The organism is Demequina lignilytica (genome assembly GCF_030418305.1).
Classification (GTDB): Bacteria; Actinomycetota; Actinomycetes; order Actinomycetales; family Demequinaceae; genus Demequina; species Demequina lignilytica.
Genome location: NZ_JAUHPX010000002.1, coordinates 102,619 through 127,851 on the forward strand (window position 1 = coordinate 102,619; position 25,233 = coordinate 127,851).

Sequence of the window (25,233 nt, forward strand, 5' to 3'; positions counted from 1 at the left end):
GGCGCGGGGCCGGCGGGCGTGCCGTGGCGGGCCGGGGAGGACGCCGCTCAGCCATCGCCGCCCTCGCGGGCGCGGATCCGGTCGAGGATCCAGTCGGCGGCGAGGGTCACGGTGCCGGACCCGACGGTGAACACCGTGTCTCCGGCTCGCGCCCGGTCGGCCGCGAGTCGCGCCGCGTCCTCGAGATCCTCGGCGAGGGTGAGGGTCGAGCCCGCAGGCAGGTCGACGTGCGCCGCGATCGAGGCCGAGGAGACCCCGGGGATCGGGTCCTCGCGGTCGCCGTGGACGGGTGCGAGCACCACGTCGGCGTCCGGGACGGACAGCGCGCGCCCGAACGCCTCGGCGTGCATCTGCGTGCGCGTGAAGAGCGCCGGCTGGAACAGCACCACCATGCGTGCCACTCCCCCGTCGCGCGCGGCACGCATGAGGGCCGCGACCTCGGTGGGGTGGTGAGCGTAGTCGTCGATCACCGTGACGCCATGGGCCTCGCCGCGGTGCTGGTAGCGCCGACCGGTGCCCGCGAAGCTCGCGAAGGCCGCGGCGGCGTCGACGGGGTCGGCGCCCATCTCGATGGCCGCGAGCCACGCGGCGGTGGCGTTGAGGCGGTTGTGCGCGCCGGGCGCGCTCACGGCGAGCGGGACGCGGAGGTCGCCGCGCGTGATGCCGGCGGCGTCCACCACCGCATCGGCGTCGGCGGACGTGCCGTACGTGATCACCGTCGTGCCGCCGGCGCGGGCCGCGTCGGCGAGCCGCCGCACCACCGGGTCGTCGACGCACGCGATGACGGTCCCCGACTGCGCCGCGAAGTCCGCGAAGGCGCGGTGCAGGTTCTCGACCGTGCCGTGGTGATCCAGGTGGTCGGGCTCGATGTTGAGCAGGATCGACACCTCGGGGCGGTACCGCAGGAACGAGCCGTCCGACTCGTCCGCCTCGAGCACCGAGATCCCCGCGGTCCCCGCATAGCCGCCTGCGACCGCGCCCTCGATGCCGAACACGCGCGCACCGACGGCGAAGCCCGCATCGATCCGGCTGGAGTGCAGCGCGTGCGCCACCATCGCCGACGTGGTGGTCTTGCCGTGCGAGCCCGCGACGGCGACCAGCCGCTGACCCTCGAGGGCCCGCACCAGCGCCTCCGACCGGTGCCACACGGGGATGCCGAGCTCGCGCGCACGCGCGAGCTCCACGTTGGTCTCGCGCACGGCCGTCGACACGACGACCGCCGCCGCGCCGTCGACGAGGGCGGCGTCGTGGCCCAGCTGCACGTCCATGCCTGCGTCGCGCAGCGCCTGGAAGTAGGCGGTCTCCGCGAGGTTCGTGCCGCTCACCTCGTAGCCTCGCGCCGCGATCAGGCGCGCGACCGCGGACATCCCGGAGCCGCCCACGCCGATGAAGTGGATCCGCTCGCTCACAGCGCGCCTTCGATCAGCGCGGCGAGGCGCGCGGCGCCGTCCGCGATCCCGATCCCGCGAGCCGCCTCGCGCATGGCGCCGCCGTCCAGGACGATGCGCGCGGCCTCCCGCGCGAGCCTCGCGGGCTCCAGCTCGGCGTCCGGGATGAGCGTCGCGGCCCCCGCGCCGACGGCGGCGCTCGCGTTGAGCGCCTGCTCGCCGTTGCCGTGCGCGAGCGGCACGTAGAGAGCCGGCAGCCCCAGCGCGCCGATCTCGCACACCGTGGCGGCGCCCGAGCGGCACACCACCGCGTCGGCGGCCGAGAACGCCGCCGCCATGTCGTGCGAGTACTCGGCGACGTCGTACCGCGCGGCGAGCTCCGCGGGCAGCGCCGCGCGCGCTCCGAGCGCGCCCTCGGACTTGCCGCGCCCGGTCAGGTGGATCACGTGGATGCCGCGGCCGACCAGGTCGGCGATCGCGCCCGCGAGAGCGGCGTTGACGCTGGCGGCGCCGAGCGAGCCGCCGAACACCAGCAGCACGGGGGCGTCGGCCGCCCAGCCGCGAGCCTCCCTCGCGGTCGCGGCGGCGGCGGCGCGGGCGTCCGCGTCGGCGAACACCTCGGCGAGCTCCTCGAGCTCGCGTCGCAGCGGCAGGCCCGTCACCGTGGCATGACGCAGCGGGGTGCCGGGGAACGTCACGGCCACGTGGTCGGTGAGGCGGGCTCCCAGACGGTTCGCGATGCCCGGACGCGCGTTCGCCTCGTGGACGATGATCGGGATCCCGCGGCGGCGGGCGGCCCAGTAGACCGGAGGCGACGCGTAGCCGCCGAAGCCGACCACCGCATCGGCCCGATGCGCCTCGATGGCGGCCTCGCAGTCGCGGATGGCGCGCCGCAGCCGCCCGGGGAAGCGCAGCGCGGCCCCGTCGGGCCGGCGCGGGAACGGGACCTTCTCGATCTCGACCAGCTCGATCCCGGCGCGCGGCACCAGGTCCGCCTCGAGACCGTCGGGCGTGCCGACGGCCGCCACCTGGTGGCCGCGCTCGCGCAGCACCGCCGCGGTGGCGAGCAGGGGGTTGACGTGGCCGGCGGTGCCGCCGCCGGCGAGGAGCAGGCTAGCCACGCCGCCGTCCCTTCATGCGTCGGGTCCCCTTCGCGACCACCGCGAGCGAGCGGCGCACGACGGACGGCCGCGCCTTGAAGGCCTCCTGCGCCCCCGGCTCGTGGCGCGCGAGCGACATGAGGACGCCCACGGCGGTGAGGGACAGGATCAGCGACGATCCGCCCGACGACACGAGCGGCAGCGGCACGCCCAGCACGGGGAGCAGCTGGAGCACGACCGCGATGTTCACGCACGCCTGGACCACGAGCCACGCGCCGATCGCGGCGGCGGCGATCTGCGTGAAGCGGTCCGTGCTGCGGGTGACGATCCGCGTCACGGCGATCAGCAGCATCGCGAACGCGACCAGCACCACGACCGTGCCGACGAGCCCGAACTCCTCACCGATGATCGCGAAGATGTAGTCGTTGTCGGCCGCCGGCAGGTAGCCCCACTTCTCGCGGCTCATGCCGGGGCCGAGCCCCCACAGCCCGCCCGAGGCGAGCGCCCACGTGCCGTGGGTCTGCTGCCAGCACTCGTTGACGTCGCTGCAGGACCCTTCCGCCCACGCGACGATGCGGGCGATGCGGGTGGTGCCGGTGTTGACGAGCGCGAGGACGCCGAGCCCGACGAGCGCGCCGGCGATGCCGAAGAAGCGGGCGGGGGCGCCCGCGACCCAGAAGGCGACCGCGACCACGACGCCCATCATGAGTGCGGTGCCCAGGTCGCCGCCGACGAGGACCAGCCCGATCACGCCGAGCGCCACCAGGCCTCCCGGCACGAACACGTCACGCAGGTTGGTGAGCTTGTGGCGGAACCGCGAGAGCACCACGCCCAGGTAGAGAGCGAGGCCCAGCTTCGCGAACTCCGAGGGCTGGAAGCTGAAGCCGGCGACGTCGATCCAGGCCTTGTTGCCGCCGACGGTGCGGCCGCCGGCGAGCACCATCAGCAGCAGACCGATCGACGCGAAGAGCACCCACGGCGCGATCCGCTTCCAGAACATCACGGGCATCCGGGACCCGACCACGAGCGCGACCACGCCGACGACGAGCGCGATCACCTGCACGATGAACCCGGAGTACGCGCTGCCGGAGCCCGAGCGGATCGACGAGATGGACGAGCTCGAGAGCACGACCGCGAGGCCCAGCAGCACCAGGATCGTGGTCGCCGCGACCAGCAGGTAGTAGCTGGTGGCCGGCGACCGGAAGGCGGTGACAGCGCTCTGCGGCCGGGACTCGGTCGCGGTCATCGTCACCTCCTAGCGGTCCATCGCCTCCACCGCCGCGGTGAACGCTTCCCCTCGGTCCGCGTAGCTGCGGAACTGATCCATCGAGGCGCATGCGGGTGACAGCAGGACGGTGTCGCCCTCATGCGCGAGCCCGCGGGCGGCGATCACCGCCCGTCGCATCACATCCTCCCCCGGCTCGATGCGGACCACCGGTATCTCGGGCGCGTGTGTCGCAAGCGGCTCGAGGAGCGCGTCGGGATCCACGCCGATCACCACGGCTGCGCGCACCCGCGGCGCGATCGCCCGCACCAGGGCGTCGAACGTCTGCCCCTTGGCGAGCCCGCCCGCGATCCACACCACCGACCGGTCGGCGCGGCCGCCGAACGCCGCCTCCACCGCGTGCGCGTTGGTGGCCTTCGAGTCGTCGACGTAGGACGCGCCGTCGAGGTCGCGGACCCACGCCGAACGATGGTGGTCGAGCCGGAACCCCCGGAGCCCGTCCCTCACCGCCTCGGGGGGCACCCCGACCGCCCGGCACAGCGCCGCCGCGGCGAGCGCGTTCGTGGCGAGGTAGGGCGGGACGTCGCCGGCGACCAGGTGGGCGAGGTCCGACACCTCGCCGAGCTCGGCCGCCTGGCGGTGGCGGTCGGCGACGAAGGCCCGGTCGAGCAGCAGCCCGTCGACGATGCCGAGCTGGCTCGGGCCCGGCGGTCCGAGGGTGACGCCGACGGCGCGGGCGCCCTCGACCACCTCGGCCTCCGCGACCATCGCCTCGACCCGCGCGTCGGCGGCGGGATACACGCAGGCGACCCGCACGTGCTGGTAGACCTTCGCCTTGTCCGCGCGGTACGCCTCGAGGCTGCCGTGCCAGTCGGTGTGATCGTCGTCGGCGTTGAGGCACACCGCCGCGTGCGGGGAGATGGTGTGGGCGAAGTGCAGCTGGAGGCTCGCGATCTCCACCGCGACCAGGTCGGACTCCTCGCGGCCCGCATGGATCACCGGGATGCCCATGTTGCCGCACACGCGCACGTCGAGCCCCCCGGCCGCGGCGATGGCACCCACCATCTGGGTGGTCGTGGTCTTGCCGTTGGTGCCCGTCACGAGCACCCACGGGATGCCGGGACGCCGGACGCGCCAGGCGAACTCCATCTCGGACCAGATCGGCAGACCTGCGGCCTCGCACGCGCGGACCGCGTCGGAGTGCGGAGGGAAGCCCGGTGAGGACATGACGACGTCGAAGGAGCCGAGGTCGACCTCGGACACGTCGCGGTGGTCCGCCGCGCCGTTGGCGTCCACGGTGACCGCGGTGCCGCCGAGCTCCTCGGTCACCTCGGCCGCGGCCCGGCCGGCCACGCCGACCCCCAGCACGAGGACCCGGGTGCCGGCGCCGATCTCGACGTCGTGGCCGGGATCGGTCACTGCGAGGCCACCCACTCGGCGTAGAACAGGCCCACGCCGAGCGCGCTGAACATGCCGGCGATGATCCAGAAGCGCGTGACGATGGTCACCTCGCCCCAGCCCATCAGCTCGAAGTGGTGGTGCAGAGGCGCCATCTTGAACAGCCTCTTGCCGCCCGAGATCTTGAACCAGCCGATCTGCAGGACGGAGCTCGCGACCACCAGCACGAACAGGCCGCCCACGATCACGCCGAGCAGCTCGGTGCGGGACAGGATGGTCATGCCGGCGATCGCGCCGCCGAGCGCGAGCGATCCCGTGTCACCCATGAAGATCTTCGCCGGGCTCGTGTTCCACCACAGGAAGCCCAGGCTGGCGCCGGCGATCGCCGCCGCGAGGATCGCGAGGTCCCAGGGGTCGCGGACGTCGTAGCACTTGACCGCGGAGTCCGCGATGCCGCACTTCTGGTTGATCTGCCAGGTGGAGATGAGCACGTAGGCGCCGAAGAAGATGACGGCGGCGCCCGAGGCGAGGCCGTCGAGCCCGTCGGTGAGGTTCACCGCGTTGGACCACGCGGTGATCAGGAAGTTCGACCAGATGACGAACAGGATCAGCGCGACCGTCGGGCCCCACACGGCGAGGTCGACGTAGGTGTCGCGCAGGAACGTGATCGCGGTCGAGCCGGGCGTGAGCCCGTCGGCGTCCGGGAACTGCAGCGCCAGGACGCCGAAGGAGATGCCGACCACGGCCTGCCCGAGGATCTTCCAGCGCGCCTTGAGGCCGAGCGAGCGCTCCTTCGAGATCTTGATGCTGTCGTCGAGGAAGCCCACCAGCCCGAGCCCCACCATGAGGAACACCGCGAGCATCGACGAGACGCTCGGCGCCCGTCCCACGAAGAGGTTGCCGCCCAGCCAGGCGACCAGCACGGCGAAGATGATGACGATGCCGCCCATGGTCGGCGTGCCGCGCTTGGTGTGGTGGCTCGCGGGTCCGTCCTGGCGGATGAACTGGCCGAACTGCTTCTTGGTGAGGTACCGGATCAGGAGCGGCGTGAGCAGCATGGAGACCAGGACGCCGAGCCCTCCGGCGAAGATCACCGCCTTCATCGCGCTCCTCCCACCAGGTCGTCGGCCAGCTCCCACAGGCCCGAGCCGTGCGACGCCTTGACGAGCACGGTGTCGCCCGGGGCGAGCATCCGATCGAGGACCTCGCGGGCTTCGCCGATTGTAGCGACGAACAGCGCCTCGTCCCCCCACGAGCCCTCGCGCACCGCCGCGACGTACGCGGGCCGGGCGCCGTCGCCGACCACGATCGTGTGGTCGATGCGGAGCCTCACCACGTCCACGCCGAGCGAGTCGTGGATCGCGATCGACTGGTCGCCCAGCTCGAGGATCTCGCCGATCACCGCGAAGGTGCGGCCGCCGTCGGCGACGTGCTTGAGCGCCCGGAAGGCCGCACGCATCGACTCGATCGACGCGTTGTACGAGTCGTCGAGGATCACGACGCCGTCGGCGCGCTCGGTGAGCGCCATCCGATGGCCCGAGATCGGTCCGGCGGCCGCGACGGCCGCCCATGCCCGCGCGGGCTCGATGCCGCACTCGAGGGCGACCGCGAGAGCGGCGAGGGCGTTGGTCACGTGGTGCTCGCCGACGAGCGCCAGGGTGCGCCGCTCGAGGACCTCGCCGTCCGCGCCCCCGAGCCGGACCTCGAACGAGGCGCGACCGCGGTCGTTGCCCAGGTCGAGCGCGGCGACGTCCCCCTGGCCGATGCCGAACATCACCGCGCGCGAGGCGAGCGACGCCATCGCCGCGACCCGCGCATCGTCCGCGTTGAGGACCGCGACACCGCCCGGCATGAGACCACGGACGATCTCGCTCTTGGCCACCGCGACATCGTCCGGCGACGCGTACTCCCCCATGTGCGCGGTGCCCACGATCAGGCCGACCGCGACGTCGAGCGGCGCGATGTCCGTGAGGTAGGCGATGTGACCGAGGCCGCTCGCGCCCATCTCGAGCACGAGGTGACGGGTGGTCGCGTCGGCGCGGAGCACCGTGAGCGGCAGCCCGATCTCGTTGTTGAAGCTCCCGACGGGCGCGACCGCGTCGGGCAGCACCTGGGCGAGCAGATCCTTGGTGGTGGTCTTGCCGTTCGAGCCGGTGATCCCGATCACGGTGAGCGGCTGCTCGGCGCGCAGCAGCGCCAGGTAGGCCCGCGCGAGCCGGCCCAGCGCCGCGGTGACGTCGTCGACGAGCACGTGAGGTCCGTCGACCGGCCGCGACACCAGGCTCAGGACCGCGCCGTTCGCGACGGCCTGGGTGATGAAGTCGTGGCCGTCGACGCGCTCGCCGATGAAGGCGACGTAGAGCCATCCGGGGTGGATCTCGCGGGAGTCCTTCTCCACCCCGATCACGAGCGCGTCGACGTCGGCCGCGAGCTCGCCGCCGACCGCGTTCGCGATCCACTGCGCGGTGACGGGCCTCATGCGCGCTCACCCCGGACGGCCTCGAGGGCGGCGAGGAACGCGCCGGCGTCCGTGTACGGGTGGTGCACCCCGTCGATCTCCTGGGTGGTCTCGTGCCCCTTGCCCGTGGCGATCACCGTGTCCTCCGGACCGGCCATGCGGATCGCCGCCTCGACCGCCGCCACGCGCGGGAAGATCTCGAGGACGTCGTGGCGGTCGGGGCGCTCGGCGTCGACGCCCTCGAGGATCCGGGCGCGGATGTGATCGGGCGGCTCCGTGCGGGGGTTCTCGTCGGTGACGACGACCACGTCGGCGTGGGCCGCCGCGGCGCTGCCGAGGCCGGGCCGCTTGGAGTCGTCGCGAAGCCCGTCGCAGCCGAAGACGATGATGATCCGTCCGGGGGTCACCAGCCGCATGGCCTCGAGCACGCTCGCGATGCCGTCGGGGGTGTGGGCGTAGTCGACCACCGTCATGGGCGTGGTCGCGTCACGGACGGTCACGATCTCCGTGCGGCCGGGCACGGGGCGCGCGGTCTCGACCCCGCGGATCGCGTCAGCCAGCGGCACGCCCGCAGCGTGCGCGGAGACGATCGCGCCGGCGGCGTTGGACACGTTGATGAGGCCGGGGAGGCCGATCTCCACGTCGTGGCGCGACCGGTCGGGGGCGACCAGCACGAACCGCATCCCCCCGGTGGGTGTCGGCTGCGCGTCGATCGCGTTCCAGTCCGCCCAGGGAGAGCCCGGGCGCGTGGCGACGGTCTCCACGGGAACCGTCACCTCGTCGACCAGCAGGCGCCCCCACTCGTCGTCGACCAGGACCACCGCGCGCTCGGCGAACTCCGGAGTGAAGATCCGCGCCTTCTCCTCGAAGTACTCCTCCATCGTGTGATGGAAGTCGAGGTGCTCGTAGGACAGGTTGGTGAAGAGCACCACCGCGAACCTGGTGGCGGTGACGCGCTCGAGCGCGATCGCCTGCGAGGACGCCTCCATCACGGCGGCGCCGGCGCCGGCCTCCACCATGCGCGCGAGCAGGCCCTGGAGCATCGGCGCCTCGGTGGTGGTGCGGGTGCTGGGCTCGGCCTCCTCGCCGATGCGCATCTCGACGGTGCCCAGCAGGCCGACGGTCGCGTGCGCGGCCCGCAGCGCACCCTCGACCAGGAACGAGGTGGTGGTCTTGCCGTTCGTCCCCGTCACGCCGATGACGGGCATCCTCCGCGACGGGTCGCCGTAGATCTCCGCGGCCGCGAGCGCGGCCGAGCGGCGGGCGTGCGTCGAGACCAGCACGGGCAGCCCCGTCGCCACGGCCAGGTCCTCGCCTGCGAGGTCGGTGAGGATCGCGGCCGCGCCGTTGGAGGCGGCCTGCGCCGCGAAGGCCGCGCCGTGCACGTTGTCCCCGGGCAGCGCGCAGAACAGGTCGCCCGGCGCGACCGCGCGCGAGTCGACCGTCGCACCCGTGAGGCGGACGTCGGCGCCCCGCAGGTCCCCTCCGACCCGGGCCTCGATCGCGGACAGCAGTGCGCCGGCGACGCTCATCGGACGCATCGCGAGGTCCGGCATTCATTCACTCCCAGGTGGTCGGGTACAGCGAGGCCTCCGTGGTCGACGGCGGCACGCGCAGGGACTGCAACGCAAAGGTTGCCACATCCTTGAAGACCGGTGCCGCCGCGGTGCCTCCCCAGATGGTCGACTTCGGATCGGTGACGATCACCGACACGACGATACGCGGGTCGTCGGCAGGAGCGATGCCGATGAAGGAGGCCACGATCGAGCTGAGGGTGCCGTCGGCACCCGCCGCCTCGGCGGTTCCCGTCTTGCCCGCCACGCGGTAGCCGTCGATCTTGGCGAGCACGCCGGTGCCGCCCTCCTCGGTGACGTCCTCGAGCATCGTCATGAGCTGCGAGGCGGTCTGCTCCGAGATGACCCGCTCGGGCTCCGCGGTCTCGCGCTCCGTGAACGTGCCGTCCTCCGCCAGGAAGCCCTTGACCACGGACGGCTGGATCTTCAGACCGCCGTTGGCGATGATCGAGTACACCTGCGTCGCCTGCAAGGCGGTCACGGAGACGCCCTGGCCGAACGTGACGGCCCACTTGGTGCGCCCGTCCCAGTTCTCCCAGTCCCGGAGGATGCCCGCCGACTCGCCCGGCAGCCCGAGCCCCGTGGTCGACCCGAAGCCGAACCTCTCCAGGTAGTCGTAGCGCTGCTCGGTGGTGAGCAGCTCGCCCACCTGGACGGTGCCCGTGTTGGAGGACTCCGCGAGGATCCCCGCCAGCGTGAGCTGCTGCGTCTCGTGCTCGTGGGAGTCCTTGAAGGTCTGGTTGTTGTCGGTCGTGTACTGGTAGGGCGCGACGAACTCCGACGTGGGCGTCGCGACCCCCTCCTCGAGCGCGGCGGCCATCGTGATGACCTTCGCGGTCGAGCCGGGCTCGAAGACCGTCGACACCGCCCGGGACCCGCGCGCGGCGCTGTCGGTGGCGGACGGGTCGTTGGGATCGACCGACCCCGAGTCCACGAGCGCGAGGATCTCGCCGGTCTGGACGTCCTCGACCACCACCGTGGCGCGGCTCGCCCCCGTCTCCTTGAGCGCCTGCGCGACCCGCTCCTGGGCGTACCACTGGATGTCGCGGTCGAGGGTCAGCACCACGTCGTCCCCGGGCACGGCCGCGACCTCCTCGCGCACGCCCGTGGGGATGATCGTGCCGTTGGGGCCGCGCTCGTAGGTCAGCGAGCCCGCCTCCCCCTCGAGCTGCTCGCTGTACGAGAGCTCCACCCCCGCGAGCCCGACCGTGCCGGCGCTCTCGCCGTCGCCGCCCATGAAGCCGACCACGTTGCCCGCGAGCGCTCCGTTGGGGTACACGCGCTTCTCGACGGCCTCGGGTTCGATGCCCGTGATCTTCTCCGCCGCGATCAGGTCCCACGTCTCCGGCGAGATGTCCTTCACCAGGTAGACGAACGTGCTGTCGCCGACCATGGAGGCGGCGAGTTCGGACGCGTTCATGTCGAGGATGGGTGCGAGGATCTCCGCGGCGCCGGACGGCCCCGACAGCGTGACCTCGCCGTTCTCCGTGCGTTCGAAGTCGGCGATCTTGACCTGGTTCACGCCCACGTTGTAGCGCTCCACCGAGGTCGCCAGCACCACGCCGTTGCGGTCGACGATGTCCGCACGCGGCTCCGTCAGCACCTTGGTCGCGAGCCGCGAGGACAGGGCCTCCGACGACAGCACGGACGACCGCACCCCCTGGATGAAGACGAGCCGCGCGGCGAACACGACCAGCACGAGCAGCAGCAGGATCGCGAGGATGCGCTGGCGCGTGCGCGGATCCGCGAGTCGCGGCGCGCGCGGTGAGGCCATGCGGCTACTTCCCGTTCTCGAGGACGATGCCGTCCGATAGTGACATGAAGCCCAGCGCCGTCGCGGGAGCCATGCCGAGCTGCTCGGCTCGCGCCGCGAGCGCCTCGGGCGCGCCGTTCGCCTCGAGCGTCTCGGAGAGCGTCTCCGCCTCCTGGTGCAGGGCGGCGATCTCGATCTTCAGATCGCGGCGCTCGTAGGCGCCCTCCGCCATCGCGGTGTTGATCAGCAGGACCGCCGCGAGCGCGCCGACCACGGGAAGGATGCACGCCCACATGAAGGGCATGAGCGAGCGCGCCTGCTCGGGGGCCGCGACCGGGCGGAGGTGGCGCTGGGGATCCGACGGACGCGCGCCGGCGGCGGACCGCGAGGCGCGTCCCGTGGCCGGCGCTCCCGCGCGCTGGTCCGGACGCTGCCGCGGGATGGGTCGCTGCTGGCGCAGGGGCGCGGCGCTCATGCGATCCTCCTCAGGCGCTCGGGGGGTGTGGGCCGGATGCGCTCGACGGCGCGCAGCCGCACCGGCTTCGACCGCGGATTGGCCTCGGCCTCCTCGACCGAGGCCTTCTCCGCGCCCCGCGTCAGCAGCGCGAGGTACGGCTGGTCCGCGTCGGGGACGATCGGCAGCCCGGGGGGCGCCGTCGACTCCGCGCCGGCGGCGAAGGCGTGCTTGACGATCCGGTCCTCGAGGGAGTGGTACGACATCACCACCACGCGGCCCCCGACCGCGACGCCCTCGATGGCGGCGCGGATCGCGTCCTCGAGCACCTCGAGCTCGCGGTTGACGGCGATCCGCAGCGCCTGGAAGGTGCGCTTGGCGGGGTTGCCCCCGTGCACGCGCTGGGCGGCGGGGATGGACGCTCGGACCACGTCGACCAGCTGCGACGACCGCTCGAACGGCTCGCTCTCGCGCCGACGCACGATCGACCGCGCGATCTTGAGGGCGAACCGCTCCTCGCCGTAGTCGCGGAGGATCCGCGTGAGCTCGCGCTCGTCGGCGTCGCGCAGGATGTCCGCGGCCGTCACGGGATCGCCGGGGTTCATCCGCATGTCCAGCGGCGCGTCCTGCGCATAGGAGAAGCCGCGCTCCGCATCGTCGATCTGCAGCGAGCTGACGCCGAGGTCGAGGAGGACGCCGTCGGCGATCTCCGCTCCCGCCGCCTCGAGGGCGCCCTCGACGTCGTCGTACTCGGAGTGGTGCGCGACGAACCGGTCCCCGAAACGCGCCAGCCTCGCCGACGCGAGGGCGATCGCCTGCGGGTCGCGGTCGATCCCCACGACCCGGGCCTCGGGGCAGCGCTCGAGGATGGCCTCGCTGTGCCCGCCCATCCCGAGGGTGCCGTCGATGGCGAGCGCGCCCGGGCGTGACAGGGCGGGCGCGAGCAGCTCGACGCACCGGTCCAGCATCACCGGCGTGTGCCGCGTGGCCGCCTCGTGGCGCTCGTCCATCTCACCCCTCCCTGCCTGCTCGGTGCCCGTGCCCCGTGGTCTCCCTCCGGGCTCCTCTGGCGGGGGGAAGTCCGCCAGAGCGACACGGGAGGAGGCCACGGGGCACGCGCGCTACATCACGTCGAAGATCTCTGCTGCCGTCTGGGCGTACGCGTCCTCGCCCGACTCCTGATAGTCGTCCCAGGCCTGGGCGTCCCAGATCTCGACCCGGGAGCCCATGCCCACCACCGCGACGTCCCGGTCGAGCCCCGCGTACCTGCGCAGCGGGGACGACAGCAGGATCCGGCCCTGCTTGTCGGGGATGTCGTCGTTGGCGAGCCCGAGGAACGCGCGCATGTAGTCGCGCGCGGCCTTGTTCTCGAGCGGCGCCTTGCGCAGGCGCTCGTGCACCACCTGGAACTCGTCGAGCGGGAAGAGGAACACGCACCGGTCCAGACCGCGCGTCGCCACCAGGCCGGAGGCCAGACGACCGCGGAACTTCGCCGGGAGGATCAGCCGTCCCTTGTCGTCGAGACGGGGCGTGAAGTGGCCGAGCAGCAGGCCCGTGGGGCCCAGCCCGAGCGAAGCCGTCTCCGACATCGGACCTCCCCTCCGGATCCCTCGTGCTCCCGATGCCCCCACTTTACTCCACTTCCCTCCACATTTCGCGGAAATATCGCAAGAATCGCGTCGTGAGGCCACATAGACCCAGGTATCAGCGATGGAGCATGGTGGAGGGAATCTCCCGCCACTCTGACGGCGCCCTGGGATAGGCTCGTGCTCAGCGGGAGGGGGAGCCATGGAGCCGACGGTGCCGTCCGAATCCGACCTGGCCACGGTGGCCGACCTGGCCCGATCGATCAGGACCGAGCTGGCCCGCGTGCTCTCCGGCCTCGATCGCGCCGTCGACGCGGTCCTCGCCACCGTGCTGGCCGAGGGACACGTGCTCCTCGAGGACGTGCCCGGCGTCGGCAAGACCACCCTGGCTCGCGCCCTGGGACGCGCCTGCGACGTCAGCGTCGGCCGCATCCAGTTCACCCCGGACCTGCTCCCCTCCGACGTGACCGGCGTGAGCGTCCTGCGCGGCACCGACCGCGCCTTCGAGTTCCGCCCGGGACCGGTGTTCGCGAACATCGTCATCGCCGACGAGATCAACCGGGCCTCGCCCAAGACGCAGGCGGCCCTGCTCGAGTCGATGCAGGAGCACGCCGTCACCGTGGACGGCCAGACGCGTCCGCTGCCACGGCCGTTCCTGGTGGTCGCGACCCAGAACCCCGTGGACATGGAGGGCACCTACCCGCTGCCCGAGGCCCAGCGCGACCGCTTCATGACACGGATCACCGTCGGGTACCCGTCCGGCGACGATGAGATGGAGATGCTGCGCACCCACGACCGCGTGGACCCGCTCGACAGCGTCGCGGTGGTCGCCGACGCCGGAGCGCTCGCGCACGCGATCGAGGTGGTCCGGTCGGTCTACACCTCGGAGCCCGCGCGGCGGTACGTCGTCGACCTGGTGCGGGCGACGCGCGAGAGCCCCGAGCTGCGGCTCGGCGCCTCACCGCGGGCGTCCCTGCAGCTGCTCGCGCTCGCGAAGGCGCGCGCCGCGATGTCGGGGCGCGACCACGTGCTCCCCGACGACGTCAAGGCGCTGGCTCCGGCCGCGCTCGCCCATCGCGTGATCCTCACCGCCCAGGCACGCTCCGCCGCACGCACCGCGGAGGCGGTCGTGACCGACCTCACCGCGTCCGTGCCGGTGCCCACGGCGGGACGGCCGGTCCCGGCGCCGCGGTGACCGCCGGCGCACGCACCGACGCGGGCGGCCGCTCGCTCTTCGTCACCACGCGCGGCATCGGGATGACGGCCTCGGCGGCCGCGGTGACGGTGCTCGGCGTCGGCATCGCGTCCCGTCCGCTCGTGCTCGTCGGCGCCGCCATGATCGGAGCGGTCCTGGTGGCCGTGGCGTGGATCCTCGTCTCCGTCTGGGGTGCGCGGCGCGCGCTGAGCGCGGTCGAGCGCACCGTCAGCCCTCCCACGCTCGCGGTCGGCGGCCGCGGCGCGGTGGAGGTACGGGTCGGGGCCCATCGCGCGCTCGCCCGCACCCTCGCCCTGCGGGAGCAGGCCGCCTCCGAGCTCACGGGAGACACGCCGGTCCGCGCCACGGTCGCGCGGTCCCGCGACGAGATCCGCCTGCGCTACCCGCTCGCGCCCGTGCAGCGTGGGCGCTGGGCGCTCGGCCCCGCGATCGCGCGGACTCTTGACCCGTTCGGGCTGGTCGAGGTGGAGCTGGAGATCGGCGGCGCGCACCGGATCGCGGTGTGGCCCGCGGTGGACGACCTCGCGGCGAGCGCCGGCGACCTCATGGCGGTGTCCGACCGCGCCCACGCGGGCGCGCGCACCCCGGCGACCGACGACGCCGCGCTCCGCGACTACCGCGACGGCGACGACCTCCGCCGCATCCACTGGCGCTCCTCGGCGCGACGCGGCGAGCTGCTCGTCCGCTCGGAGGAGCAGCAGGGCCGCACCGAGGCCACCGTGCTCGTGGGGCTGCCGCCCGACCCCACCGCGCTCGAGTGGGCGATCCGCGCCGCCGCGTCCGTGTCCCTGTCGGTGCTGGACGCCGGGCATCCCGTCAGGCTCATCGCCGGAGGCGCGACCGCGTCGGCGCACGGCACCGTCGCTCGGGCCGCGGAGACGGCGCGCGCGGCGATCCTCGACGCCATGGTCGACCTGCACGGAGCGCCGAGCGCGGCAGCGGCGGAGCGCGACGTCGCGACGGGCGCCGAGCTCATCGAGGCGGGTCCGGGCGCGGTGACCGTGGCGATCGTCGAGCCGCTCGGCGCCACCGCGCTCGCGGCGCTCGAGCCCCACGGGGACCTCGGACGGGCGTGGGCGCTCGTCCGCGGCTACGACCGCGACCGGCTGCGCGCCCAGCGCACCGCGGACGCGCTGCGGGCCGCGGGCTGGCGGGCCGTCGTCACCACCGCCCCGGAGAGCGTGCCGGACGCCTGGTCCCGGCTGCTCGCGGAGGCGCAGCCATGAGCCGGGCGTCGCTGGGAGGAGCCGCGGCGCGCACCTGGGCGACGCCCGCCGTCGCCATCACGGTCGCCCTGTCGCTCGCCGGCGTCGCCGCCCTGCTCGAGCCCGGCGGCTGGTACCGCACCCCCGCGACCATCCTCGGCGCGACCGCGCTCGTGGTGGTCATCGCGCGGCTCGCGACCAGGCGCGCCTTCGTGCCGACGGCGATCGGCGGCCTGGTCGGCGCGTGGCTCGTGCTTCTCGCCTACGTGCCCGCGCCGGACGGCGGCAGGAGCTGGTGGCCGTCGCCCGGCGCGCTCCGCTCGGCGCGCGACATGGCCGTCGACGCGGTCGGGTACGTCTACGACACGGTCGCGCCCGCCCCCGTGACCGTCCCGCTCGAGGCGCTGCTGGCCACCGCCGCCCTCGCGCTCTTCCTCGCGGCGGACGCGCTCGCGGTGGGCGCGGGGCTCGCCGCGACCTCCGGGATCCTGCTGCTCGCGCCGTGGATCCCCCCGCTCGCGCTCGGGGCCGACGTGCCCGTCGGGGCGCTCGTCGGGTGCCTGGCGCTGTGGTTGGCCACGGTGGCGCTCACGCGGCGCTCGACGGGCACGCGCTGGCGCTCGCGCGCGGCGGACGCCCCTGCGACCGGGGGCGTCGTGCTGGGCGCGGCCTCGCTGGCCGTGCTGCTCGCGGTGGCGATCGCCCCCCTCGCCCCCGGGGTGCCCGGCTGGGGCGACCTGCCTCGCGCGACCCTGCCGTCCGCGTGGGGTGGGGGCCAGCGCCTCGACCTCGAGATCGACCTGCGCGACTCGCTCACGGCGCGCTCCGACGAGCCGTTCCTGGTCTACACGTCCGCGTCCGGGCGCGTGCCCGTGCTCCGCGCGTTCTCCCGCGCGGACTTCGACGGCAACGGATGGCGCGTGGAGACGCCGACGGAGACGGAGCAGCCGTCGGGGCCGCTGTGGCCGCTGCCGTACGCGGGCTGGGTGGGCGACCAGACGCGCTCGTTCACGGTCAGGGTCGGCGACGTCCGCAACGCCTTCGTCCCCATCCCCGACGCGCCCCGCTCGGTGAGCGCGGCCGCGGGCTGGACGTACGCACCGAGCTCGGACGAGCTGCGGGTCGGTGAGGGGGACCTGGTCGCCTTCGCGCAGTACAGCGTCAAGTACGCGACCGGCTTCCACACCGAGGAGGCCCTGCGCGCCGCCGAGGCGGCCATCGCGGCGGGCGGGGACGCGGAGGTCGAGGCACGCTACGTGGCGGTGCCGGACGCCCTCGACCAGGACGGGGTCCGCGCGCTCGCGGAGGAGGTCACCGCAGGCGCGGCCGACCGCTACGAGATGGCGCGGCAGCTCCAGGACTACCTGAGCGGTGACACGTTCGCGTACCGCACCGACGTCGACTACGACGGCGACGACATGGTGTCCGCCTTCCTGGAGGACCGCGCCGGATACTGCATCCACTTCGCCACCACCATGGTGATGATGGCGCGCACCCTCGACATCCCCGCGCGCTTCGCCGTCGGCTTCCTCGGCGGCACGGACACCGGCGGCTCCGAGTTCGTCGTCACGGGAGGCGACGCGCACGCCTGGCCGGAGATCTACTTCCCGGGCCATGGCTGGGTGCGCTTCGAGCCGACCCCTCCGATCCAGACGGGCGCACCGCCCGAGTACGCCGCCCCGGAGGCCGGCCCCGAGGCCGTGCCCGACGTGCGTGACACGATCCGGCCCACCGCCGCCCCGTCGACCGCGACCACCTCCCCCAGCGCGACCGCGACCGCGGTGACGGACCCGGTCGCGGAGGACGAGCAGCCGTGGGCGTTCGCGATCGCGGTCGGCGCGCTCGTGCTGACGGCTCTCGCGCTCGCGGTCGCCGCGGCGCGCCTGGCGGCGCGGCGCCGGGTCCTCGACCCCGAGCGCGCGTGGCAGTCGGCGCTGCGGGCGGTGGACGGCGGCGCGACCGCGAGGGCGCAGACCCCCGCGGAGGCGAGGGAGACCCCCACTCTCGCGCAGGACGAGTGGACCGACGATGAGCGGGAGGCCTGGAGGCGCCTCGCGGCCGCGGTCGAGGATCACCGGTACGCGCCGGGAGGCAGCACGGCGACGCCCGAGGAGCTCGGGATGTGGGTGGCCGCGATCAGGCGGGCCGGGCGGCGCACGCCGCGTCGCGGCTCGCGATGACGAGCGTCAGATCTCGCCCTGCTCGCGGCGCTTGTCGAAGCGCTGCTCCATCCGGTTCATGAAGCTGGTGTCGCCCTTGCGGCGGCTGCCCTTCGCCTTGGCGGCCTGCGCTCCACCGGCTCCGGTGCCGGCGGCGGCGTGAGGACGGGGCGCGAGCAGCGCCCACACGGCGGCGGCGAGCATGACGGCGAAGCCGAGGACGCCGACCAGCATCAGCTGGGTCACCGCGCCGACCACCACGACGGCGAGGCCCACGAGCACGCCGAGACCGGCCCACACGTAGCGGCTGCGCGGACGCGAGGCACGCGCCATCGCGGAACCGAGCTTCGGATCGGAGCCGAGGTCCCGTTCCATCTGCTCGAGCACGCGCTGCTCGTACTCAGACAGCGGCATGGCGACTCCCTTCGGTGAACCGTGTCCACCAGTCTATCGGCCCGGCGGCGTGCGCACCACGGGCGGTCTAGGGTTGTTCTCGTGGCCCGCCGTCAACCCGCCCGGATCGCTGCGGACGTCCCTCGCGGGGAGCCCATCGCGATCGCGACCGGCACGGTGGAGCTGCGAGACGACCCCGACGGTTCAACGAGCGTATGGGTCAACGGAGTTCCCAGCTCGAGCATGCATCCGGACCCGGACCACCTCGACTTCGAGTACATGCGCCACCTGGCGGCGGCGGTACGCGCCTGGGGCCCGCCGCCGCGCATGCTCGCGCTCCACGTGGGCGCGGCGGCGTGCACCCTCCCCCGGCACCTCGCGCACCGCTATCCCGACTCCGGGCACATCGCCGTCGATGTCGACACGACCCTCCCCGAGCTGGTCCGCACCTGGTGGGACCTGCCGCGAGCGCCGCGCCTGCGGATCCGGGCCCAGGACGGGCTCGACGCCGTGGCCTCGCGACGCGAGCACAGCCTCGACCTGGTGGTCCGCGACGCGTTCGCCGGCGACGAGACCCCCACGCACCTCGCGGGCACGGACTGGTGGGCCGCCGCCGCGCGCGCGATCCGTCCCGGCGGGCTGGTGCTCGCCAACGTCGGGACGCGGCCCGGGTCGCGGGCGGCGGCGGCCGACGCGGCGGCCGCGCGCGCGGCCCTTCCCGTCGCCGTCGCCATCGGCGAGCACGCGGTGCTCAAGGGACGTCGGCGCGGGAACGTGGTGCTCGCCGCGGCTCACGGCCCGGAGGTCGACATCGACGCGCTGCGCCGCTACGCCGCCTCCGCTCCCCTGCCCACCGGCGTCGATCCCGGCTGGGCCGGTTGACGGCCGCGTCGCCGCATCGTCCCGGACGCGACGAAGGCCGCCGCCCCGGAGGGCGACGGCCTTCGCTCACGAGATCGTGAGATCAGAGGGGGCGAACCTGCTCCGCCTGCGGACCCTTGGGGCCGTTGGTGACCTCGAACTCGACGCGCTGCGCCTCCTCGAGGGTCTTGTAGCCGTCGGTCTCGATCGCCGAGTAGTGGACGAACACGTCCGCGCCGCCACCGTCCTGCGCGATGAAGCCGTAGCCCTTCTCCGAGTTGAACCACTTCACAGAACCCTGTGCCATGCCTGTCTTCCTTGCCTTGAATGCCCTCGACGGGAAGGCCGCGCACCGTGCCGGCCTTGTCGCCGCAATGCCGCGTTCCTGGCCAGGTCAGACAGGTTCTTGCACACTACGTTCTTGCAACCTGCCCCTAGTGTGTCAGACGTCAGGCTCCCGTAGGGGGATCGCGGCGTTCCTGAGCCAAGAATTTCTCGAATTCGGCCGCGATCTCGTCCGCCGAGGGCAGCTCGCCGTCGTCGATCGGCAGACCCCGACCGCGCGCCTCGTGGAACGCGTCGTACTGGTTCTCGAGCGCGTCGACCAGCGCCTGCACCTCCTCGGACTCGCCGAGCTGGCGCGCAATCTCCTCGTCGGCCCGCGCGGCGTCGGGGTCCAGGTCCTCGCGCGCGAGCGCCAGCCCTGCGACCGCCTCGAGGCTCGCCAGCGCCCGCTGCGCCGCCTGCGGGTAGCTCGACTGGGCGAGGTAGTGCGGCACGTGCACCGCGATGTTGACCATCGCGAGGCCCCACTGCCCGAAGCGGTACTCGAGGAGGTTCTGCGCGGAGGCCGGCACCGTGACGGTGCCGAACATCGACGGGGTGTCGGGCAGCAGCTCCTGATCGGTGCCGTGGAGGGTCGCCGTGAGCGGGCGCGTGTGCGGCACCGCCATCGGGATCCCGTGCGACCCCGCCACCAGGTCGACGCCCAGCCGCTCGACCGCCTCGCGGACCGCGGCGATGTAGCGCTCCCAGAGGATGTCCGGCTCGAAGCCGTGCAGCAGCAGGAACGGGGTGCCCTCGACGTCGCGCAGCATGTCGAGCTCGAGGTGGGGCTCGTCGTACGACGTCCACTGGTTGACGGAGAAGGTCATCTCGGGCCGGCGCGAGCGGTAGTCGAGCAGCCGGTCGATGTCGAACGTCGCGACCCTCACGGGCTCGCTGAGCTCGAGCAGATGATCGCTCACGAGCAGGCCGGCCCGCCCGGCGTCGATGAAGCCGCGCAGGGAGTGCACGAGCACGCCGCCGTCCTCCGGAGCCGCGTCCGCCCATGCGCGCACGCCGTCCGGGTCCCAGGTCACCAGAGGTCCGTCCATGATGTGCTCCATCCTCCCACCGGGTCGCGATCATGAGCGCGGTTCTCGCTAGACGCGAAACGACATCCCGGCGCGGGCGCTTCCGACCACCCCTCCGGTGGGGCGATAATGGGTGACTGCCTGCGCGGGAGAAGCGGGCAGCGAAGGGGTGGGCGTATGTCGAACGAGCGAGGACTGACGGCGGAGCGCGGCGGCCTGACGGCCGAGCAGGAGGTCGTGGACGGCCTGTACTCGAGGCTCGACGACCTGCGCGGCGAGGCCGAGCAGCGGCTCGCCGCGATCCGCCGCGAGGGCCCCTCGGGCTCCCCCCAGAACCGCTCCGAGCGCGACGCGTTCGCCACGCTCTACGAGGACCGCATCGCCCAGCTGGACGCGGTGGAGGACCGCCTCTGCTTCGGTCGTCTCGACCTGCGCGACGGCGAGCACTTCTACGTCGGCCGCATCGGCCTGTCCGACGCCGAGCATGTCCCGCTGCTCACGGACTGGCGCGCCCCCGCCGCCCGCGCGTTCTACTCCGCGACCGCCGCGAACCCCGGCCCGGTGGTGAACCGCCGCCACCTCACGACCTCCGGGCGGCGGGTGACCGCGGTCGAGGACGACGTGCTGGACGTCGACGCCCTGCGCGAGATGGGCGCGGACACGGCCCTCGCGGGCGAGGGCGCGCTGCTCGCGGCGCTCGGCGCGCGCCGCACCGGCCGCATGGGCGACATCGTCGCGACCATCCAGGCCGAGCAGGACGCCGTGATCCGCGCCCCCATGACCGGCGCGCTCGTGGTGCAGGGCGGTCCCGGCTCGGGGAAGACCGCCGTCGCCCTCCACCGCGCCGCCTACCTGCTCTACCACCACCGCGAGCAGCTCGAGTCGAAGGGCGTGCTGCTGATCGGCCCGTCGCGCACCTTCCTGCGCTACATCGACCACGTGCTGCCGTCGCTGGGCGAGACCGGCGCCGTGTCCACCACGCTGGCCGGGCTCGTGCCCGGCGTCGACGCGAGCGCCGTCGAGGACGACCGCGTCGCGCAGATCAAGGGCCGCACCGAGATGGCCGCTGTGGTCGCGGCCGCGGTGAAGGAGCGCCAGCGGCTGCCGCGTGCCGACAGGACCATCCGCATCGACGGGCGCACCGTGACCATCCGCCGCTCCGACATCCGCGACGCGCAGGCGAAGGCCCGCCGCGACGGCCGGCCCCACAACGAGGCGCGGGCCGTGTTCGCCAAGGAGATGATCACCCGGCTCACCCGGCAGCTGATGGAGCAGCTCGACCACACGTTCGGCGACGAGGACCGGATCGAGCTCGAGCGCGACGTGCGCGACGACCGCAACATCCGCATCGCGATCAACCTGTGCTGGCTGCCCGTCACCCCCGAGCAGCTGCTCCGCGACCTCTACTCGAAGCCGCACCTGCTCGACCACGCGGCCCGCGGGCTCACACCCGACGAGCGGGACCTGCTGCTGCGGCCCCCGCACGCGCCGTTCACCGACGCGGACGTGCCGCTGCTGGACGAGGCGGCGGAGCTGCTCGGCGAGATGCCCGGCGGTCGACGGCGCCGGTCCGACGAGCCGTCCGCCGAGGAGATCCAGTACGCGAAGGACGTGCTCGACACGTTCGGCGACGGCGGCATGGTCACCGCCGAGAGCCTCGCGGCCCGCATGAAGGGCGGCACGGCCCGGCTCAGCGTCGCCGAGCGCGCCCGCGGCGACCGCACGTGGACCTACGGGCACGTCGTGGTCGACGAGGCCCAGGAGCTCAGCCCCATGGCGTGGCGGATGCTGCTGCGCCGATGCCCGACGCGGTCCTTCACGATCGTGGGCGACGTCGCGCAGACCACGGCGTCTGCGGGCACACGGTGGTGGCCCGAGACGATGGACCCGCTGTTCCAGAGCTCGTGGGAGCTGCGCGAGCTCACCATCTCCTACCGCATCCCGGCCGCCGTGGCGGCGGCCGCTCAGGGCTTCGCCAAGCGCGCGGGGCTGCCGGTCAGCGAGCTGAGCGCCGCGAGGGAGCTGGACGATGCGGTGGGCATCACGTCGCTGAGGAGGACGGACGATGCGGTGAGCGCCGCCGCCGGGCTCGCGCGCGAGCACGCGGAGGGCTTCGCGGACGCCGCCGGCGGGCTGGTCGCGGTGATCGCTCCGGAGCGGCTGGTCGCCGCGACGCGGGCGGCCGTGGCGGGCACGGAGATCGAGGTGTGCACGGCGCGCGAGTCGAAGGGGCTCGAGTTCGACGTCGCGGTCGTGGTGGAGCCGGCCGCGATCGCCGTCCGTCCCGGGGACCTGTACGTCGCCCTCACCCGGCCGACGCGGCGCCTCGAGGTGGTCCACGCCGAGCCTCTGCCGCCCGGCCTGGCCGGCTGACGTCTCGCGCGGCGGGTCAGCCCGGCTCGCACCCCCCGGCACCGGCGATCGCGAGCCCCTGGAGGTCCCCCGGTCCCCAGTCGAGGAGCCTCAGGTTCGACTCGTGCATGAGCTCGTGCGTGTCGAGCACGTGCGCGAGGCCCACCACATGGCCGAGCTCGTGCGCGATCACCGCCTCCGCCAGCGCCGCTCCCCCGTCGGGATCCGCGAGGATCGCGGCGAGGTCCTCGAAGTCGAGGATCAGGACGCCGGCCCGCAGGTAGCGGTCCGCTCCGTACGCACCGGGCACCGCGCTGGAGCCGCCGAGGCCCGTGACGGAGCCCGCGAGAGACGGGTTCTGCGTCTCGTTCTGGAACCCGATGACCAGCGGGGCGTACCCGCCGTCGTACCGGTCCTGGATCACGTCCCGCGAGAACGAGGCGGGCTCGGTGGTGGTGCCGAGGTAGTCGAACCGGAGCCCGGTGGCCTCCTGCACGCGCGCGATCGCGTCGTGCACGAGCGGCTCCGCACCGTCGGGCATGAGCGTCAGGTTCAGGGTCCACTCCACCGGGCGGCACGGATCGAAGCGGACCGGGCCGCCGCCCGCGCCCTCCGACGGGAACAGGAAGTCGTACGAACCCGAGGTCGCCACCGGCACCTCGGGCAGGAGGCGCTCGGCGGGACCGTCGGCGACGGGGATGCGCGCGTCTCCCGTGGACGTCTCGAGCACGTTGCGCGGCGTCCCCCAGTGCGTCACGTCCGACCATTCGACGCCGCGCCACCACGCGCCGGCCACCAGGACCGCGACGCACGCCGCGACCGCGATGAGGATCCGCGAGCCCGACGACATGCGCCAACTCTGCCACGCGGTGCCACGCTCGTGGTGCCACGACGGGCGTGCCGCGCCGCATGCAGGCGGGACCGTACGGCGTTTTGCGCGGGCTCGGTTTTGGGGGAGGATTGCCCCCGTGCGCGCACTCCTGCTTGAAAGCCTCCATCCCAAGGCCACCGAGATCCTCACGGCCGCCGGCATCTCCGTCGAGAACCACGCCGGCGCGCTCGACGAGGACGAGCTGATCGACGCCCTCGACGGCGTCCAGCTCCTCGGCATCCGTTCGAAGACGCAGCTCACCGAGCGCGTCATCCAGGCCCGACCCGAGCTCATCGCGGTCGGCGCCTTCTCCATCGGCACCAACCAGATCGACCTGGCCGCGGCCGCCCGCCACGGCATCGCCGCGTTCAACGCGCCGTTCTCCAACACCCGCTCCGTGGTGGAGATGGCCGTGTCCGAGATGATCTCGCTGACGCGTCGGCTGCCGGACCACAACAGCAAGCTGCATGCGGGCGTGTGGTCGAAGTCGGCCACGGGCGCCCACGAGATCCGCGGTCGCACGCTCGGCATCGTCGGGTACGGCAACATCGGATCCCAGCTCTCGGTCATCGCCGAGGCGCTCGGCATGAACGTGATCTTCTACGACAACGCCGAGAAGCTCGCGCTGGGCAACGCGACCCGCATGCCGACGCTCGAGTCGCTGCTGGCGGAGGCGGACATCGTCACGCTGCACGTCGACGGACGCGCGGGGAACTCAGGATTCTTCGGGCGTCCCCAGTTCGAGACCATGAAGCCCGGCGCGTTGTTCCTCAACCTGTCGCGCGGGTTCATCGTCGACATCCAGGCGCTCAAGGAGCAGCTGGAGTCGGGCCACATCGGTGGTGCCGCGGTCGACGTGTTCCCGGACGAGCCGAAGAAGACCGGCGACCTGTTCGTCTCGCCGCTTCAGAACATGCCGAACGTGATCCTCACGCCGCACATCGGCGGCTCCACCGAGGAGGCGCAACGGGACATCGGCATCTTCGTCGCCACCCGTCTGCGCGACTACGTCTTCCACGGGTCCACGTCGCTGTCGGTGAACCTGCCGAACCTGTCGCTCGACCAGGTCCAGGGGTCCCACCGCATCGCCCACCTGCACGAGAACATCCCCGGTGTGCTCGCGGCCGTGAACCAGGTGTTCGCGGAGCACAACGTCAACATCGACGCTCAGCTGCTCGGCACTCGCGGCGAGCTCGGCTACGTGGTCACGGACGTGGCGTCCGGCATGGACGAGGATGCGGTCTCCGCGCTCGCGCAGATGCCCGGCACGGTCCGCCTCCGCGTCCTTTCCTGACGATCGGACCTCACGCCCCGGCGCGCCGCCCTCGCGGCCGTCGGGGCGTCGCCGTCTGCGCGTGCACAGGCGAGCGGCGGCGCGCCGGGAGCGCCTGCTACGAGCCCGCGGAATCGGACTCGGACGCGGCCGCCTCGGCGTCCTCGGCGCGCAGACGCGCGATCGCGTCCTCGAAGTCGTCGAGCGTCGCGAACGCCTGGTAGACGGACGCGAACCGCAGGTACGCGATCTCGTCGAGCTCCCGCAGGGGCGGGAGGATCGCCAGGCCGATGTCGGGGGCGTCGATCTCCGCCTGACCGTTCGAGCGGAGCGTCTCCTCGACGCGCTGCGCGAGCAGCGCGAGGTCGTCGTCGCTCACCGGCCGGCCCTGGCAGGCCTTCTTGACCCCCGAGACGATCTTGTCCCGGCTGAAGGGCTCCGAGACGCCGTTGCGCTTGACCACCGTGAGGCTCGCCGTCTCCACCGTGGTGAAGCGTCGACCGCAGCTCGGGCACTCGCGCCGGCGCCGGATGCTGGTGCCGTCGTCCGCGGTGCGCGAATCCACGACGCGCGAGTCGCCGTGGCGGCAGAACGGGCAATGCATGCGCTCAC

22 protein-coding genes are annotated in these 25,233 nt (G+C 73.3%); 6 read left to right on the forward strand and 16 right to left on the reverse strand.

The window, feature by feature from the left end; all coding sequences use genetic code 11:
- Window positions 1-47: 47 nt before the first annotated feature.
- From murC to mraZ, 11 genes are all read right to left on the reverse strand, one after another.
- Window positions 48-1,409: a UDP-N-acetylmuramate--L-alanine ligase gene (gene murC, locus QQX10_RS03795; RefSeq protein WP_301118356.1), complete on the reverse strand. Its 1,362-nt coding sequence runs from the start codon at window positions 1,407-1,409 to the stop codon at window positions 48-50.
- Window positions 1,406-2,509, reverse strand: coding sequence for a UDP-N-acetylglucosamine--N-acetylmuramyl-(pentapeptide) pyrophosphoryl-undecaprenol N-acetylglucosamine transferase (locus tag QQX10_RS03800; RefSeq protein WP_301118357.1), 1,104 nt, complete (start codon window positions 2,507-2,509; stop codon window positions 1,406-1,408). Before QQX10_RS03800 ends, murC begins: the two co-directional genes overlap by 4 nt.
- Window positions 2,502-3,734 carry an FtsW/RodA/SpoVE family cell cycle protein gene (locus QQX10_RS03805; RefSeq protein WP_301118358.1) on the reverse strand — a complete coding sequence of 411 codons (1,233 nt, stop codon included), beginning with the start codon at window positions 3,732-3,734 and terminating at the stop codon, window positions 2,502-2,504. Before QQX10_RS03805 ends, QQX10_RS03800 begins: the two co-directional genes overlap by 8 nt.
- A gap of 9 nt (window positions 3,735-3,743) precedes the next feature.
- Window positions 3,744-5,132 carry a UDP-N-acetylmuramoyl-L-alanine--D-glutamate ligase gene (gene murD / locus QQX10_RS03810; RefSeq protein WP_301118359.1) on the reverse strand — a complete coding sequence of 463 codons (1,389 nt, stop codon included), beginning with the start codon at window positions 5,130-5,132 and terminating at the stop codon, window positions 3,744-3,746.
- The gene (gene mraY / locus QQX10_RS03815) at window positions 5,129-6,214 is read right to left on the reverse strand and encodes a phospho-N-acetylmuramoyl-pentapeptide-transferase (RefSeq protein WP_301118360.1); all 1,086 of its coding nucleotides are present in this window, start codon (window positions 6,212-6,214) and stop codon (window positions 5,129-5,131) included. The genes murD and mraY overlap by 4 nt, the downstream gene beginning before the upstream one ends.
- Window positions 6,211-7,590 (reverse strand): UDP-N-acetylmuramoyl-tripeptide--D-alanyl-D-alanine ligase, encoded by a 1,380-nt coding sequence (locus QQX10_RS03820; RefSeq protein WP_301118361.1) that lies wholly within the window; start codon window positions 7,588-7,590, stop codon window positions 6,211-6,213. The genes mraY and QQX10_RS03820 overlap by 4 nt, the downstream gene beginning before the upstream one ends.
- Window positions 7,587-9,125: a UDP-N-acetylmuramoyl-L-alanyl-D-glutamate--2,6-diaminopimelate ligase gene (locus tag QQX10_RS03825; protein ID WP_301118362.1), complete on the reverse strand. Its 1,539-nt coding sequence runs from the start codon at window positions 9,123-9,125 to the stop codon at window positions 7,587-7,589. The genes QQX10_RS03820 and QQX10_RS03825 overlap by 4 nt, the downstream gene beginning before the upstream one ends.
- A 4-nt stretch (window positions 9,126-9,129) precedes the next feature.
- Window positions 9,130-10,917, reverse strand: a complete 1,788-nt coding sequence (locus QQX10_RS03830) for a peptidoglycan D,D-transpeptidase FtsI family protein (RefSeq protein ID WP_301118363.1) — start codon at window positions 10,915-10,917, stop codon at window positions 9,130-9,132.
- 4 nt (window positions 10,918-10,921) lie between these two features.
- A complete protein-coding gene (gene ftsL / locus QQX10_RS03835) occupies window positions 10,922-11,371 on the reverse strand; it encodes a cell division protein FtsL (RefSeq protein ID WP_301118364.1) in 450 nt (149 codons plus the stop codon).
- Window positions 11,368-12,360, reverse strand: a complete 993-nt coding sequence (rsmH, locus tag QQX10_RS03840; RefSeq protein WP_301118365.1) for a 16S rRNA (cytosine(1402)-N(4))-methyltransferase RsmH — start codon at window positions 12,358-12,360, stop codon at window positions 11,368-11,370. The genes ftsL and rsmH overlap by 4 nt, the downstream gene beginning before the upstream one ends.
- Before the next feature lie 111 nt (window positions 12,361-12,471).
- The gene (mraZ, locus tag QQX10_RS03845; RefSeq protein ID WP_301118366.1) at window positions 12,472-12,939 is read right to left on the reverse strand and encodes a division/cell wall cluster transcriptional repressor MraZ; all 468 of its coding nucleotides are present in this window, start codon (window positions 12,937-12,939) and stop codon (window positions 12,472-12,474) included.
- Window positions 12,940-13,138: 199 nt separating this feature from the next.
- Here mraZ and QQX10_RS03850 point away from each other — a divergent pair, with 199 nt between their 5' ends.
- Genes QQX10_RS03850 through QQX10_RS03860 form a run of 3 tightly spaced genes read left to right on the forward strand, consistent with a single transcriptional unit; the run spans window position 13,139 to window position 17,537 of the window.
- Complete coding sequence (locus tag QQX10_RS03850; RefSeq protein ID WP_301118367.1) at window positions 13,139-14,131, forward strand: AAA family ATPase; 993 nt, start codon at window positions 13,139-13,141, stop codon at window positions 14,129-14,131.
- Complete coding sequence (locus QQX10_RS03855) at window positions 14,128-15,378, forward strand: DUF58 domain-containing protein (protein ID WP_301118368.1); 1,251 nt, start codon at window positions 14,128-14,130, stop codon at window positions 15,376-15,378. The genes QQX10_RS03850 and QQX10_RS03855 overlap by 4 nt, the downstream gene beginning before the upstream one ends.
- Window positions 15,375-17,537: a transglutaminase TgpA family protein gene (locus tag QQX10_RS03860; protein WP_301118369.1), complete on the forward strand. Its 2,163-nt coding sequence runs from the start codon at window positions 15,375-15,377 to the stop codon at window positions 17,535-17,537. The genes QQX10_RS03855 and QQX10_RS03860 overlap by 4 nt, the downstream gene beginning before the upstream one ends.
- 6 nt (window positions 17,538-17,543) lie before the next feature.
- On the opposite strand, the gene QQX10_RS03865 is transcribed toward QQX10_RS03860, so the two are convergent.
- Entirely contained in the window at window positions 17,544-17,930 is a 387-nt protein-coding gene (locus QQX10_RS03865; protein ID WP_301118370.1) for an SCO2097 family morphological protein, read from the reverse strand.
- A 222-nt stretch (window positions 17,931-18,152) separates the two neighbouring features.
- On the opposite strand from QQX10_RS03865, the gene QQX10_RS03870 reads away from it, so the two are divergent.
- Window positions 18,153-18,791, forward strand: a complete 639-nt coding sequence (locus QQX10_RS03870; protein ID WP_301118371.1) for a spermidine synthase — start codon at window positions 18,153-18,155, stop codon at window positions 18,789-18,791.
- Window positions 18,792-18,873: 82 nt separating this feature from the next.
- Here QQX10_RS03870 and QQX10_RS03875 read toward each other — a convergent pair whose 3' ends face one another.
- Both QQX10_RS03875 and QQX10_RS03880 read right to left on the reverse strand, forming a co-directional pair.
- Entirely contained in the window at window positions 18,874-19,077 is a 204-nt protein-coding gene (locus tag QQX10_RS03875) for a cold-shock protein (protein ID WP_301118372.1), read from the reverse strand.
- Window positions 19,078-19,219: 142 nt separating this feature from the next.
- On the reverse strand, window positions 19,220-20,146 hold the full coding sequence (locus tag QQX10_RS03880) for a PAC2 family protein (RefSeq protein WP_301118373.1): 927 nt from the start codon (window positions 20,144-20,146) through the stop codon (window positions 19,220-19,222).
- Window positions 20,147-20,302: 156 nt separating this feature from the next.
- Between QQX10_RS03880 and QQX10_RS03885 the strand changes: the two genes are divergently transcribed.
- Entirely contained in the window at window positions 20,303-22,498 is a 2,196-nt protein-coding gene (locus QQX10_RS03885) for a HelD family protein (protein WP_301118374.1), read from the forward strand.
- 16 nt (window positions 22,499-22,514) lie between these two features.
- Here the strand turns inward: QQX10_RS03885 and QQX10_RS03890 are convergent, their stop codons facing one another.
- Window positions 22,515-23,327 (reverse strand): zinc metalloprotease, encoded by an 813-nt coding sequence (locus QQX10_RS03890; RefSeq protein WP_301118375.1) that lies wholly within the window; start codon window positions 23,325-23,327, stop codon window positions 22,515-22,517.
- Window positions 23,328-23,436: 109 nt separating this feature from the next.
- Between QQX10_RS03890 and serA the strand changes: the two genes are divergently transcribed.
- The gene (serA, locus tag QQX10_RS03895; RefSeq protein ID WP_301118617.1) at window positions 23,437-24,642 is read left to right on the forward strand and encodes a phosphoglycerate dehydrogenase; all 1,206 of its coding nucleotides are present in this window, start codon (window positions 23,437-23,439) and stop codon (window positions 24,640-24,642) included.
- Between the two features lie 97 nt (window positions 24,643-24,739).
- On the opposite strand, the gene nrdR is transcribed toward serA, so the two are convergent.
- Window positions 24,740-25,225 (reverse strand): transcriptional regulator NrdR, encoded by a 486-nt coding sequence (nrdR, locus tag QQX10_RS03900; RefSeq protein ID WP_301118376.1) that lies wholly within the window; start codon window positions 25,223-25,225, stop codon window positions 24,740-24,742.
- Between the last annotated feature and the right edge of the window lie 8 nt (window positions 25,226-25,233).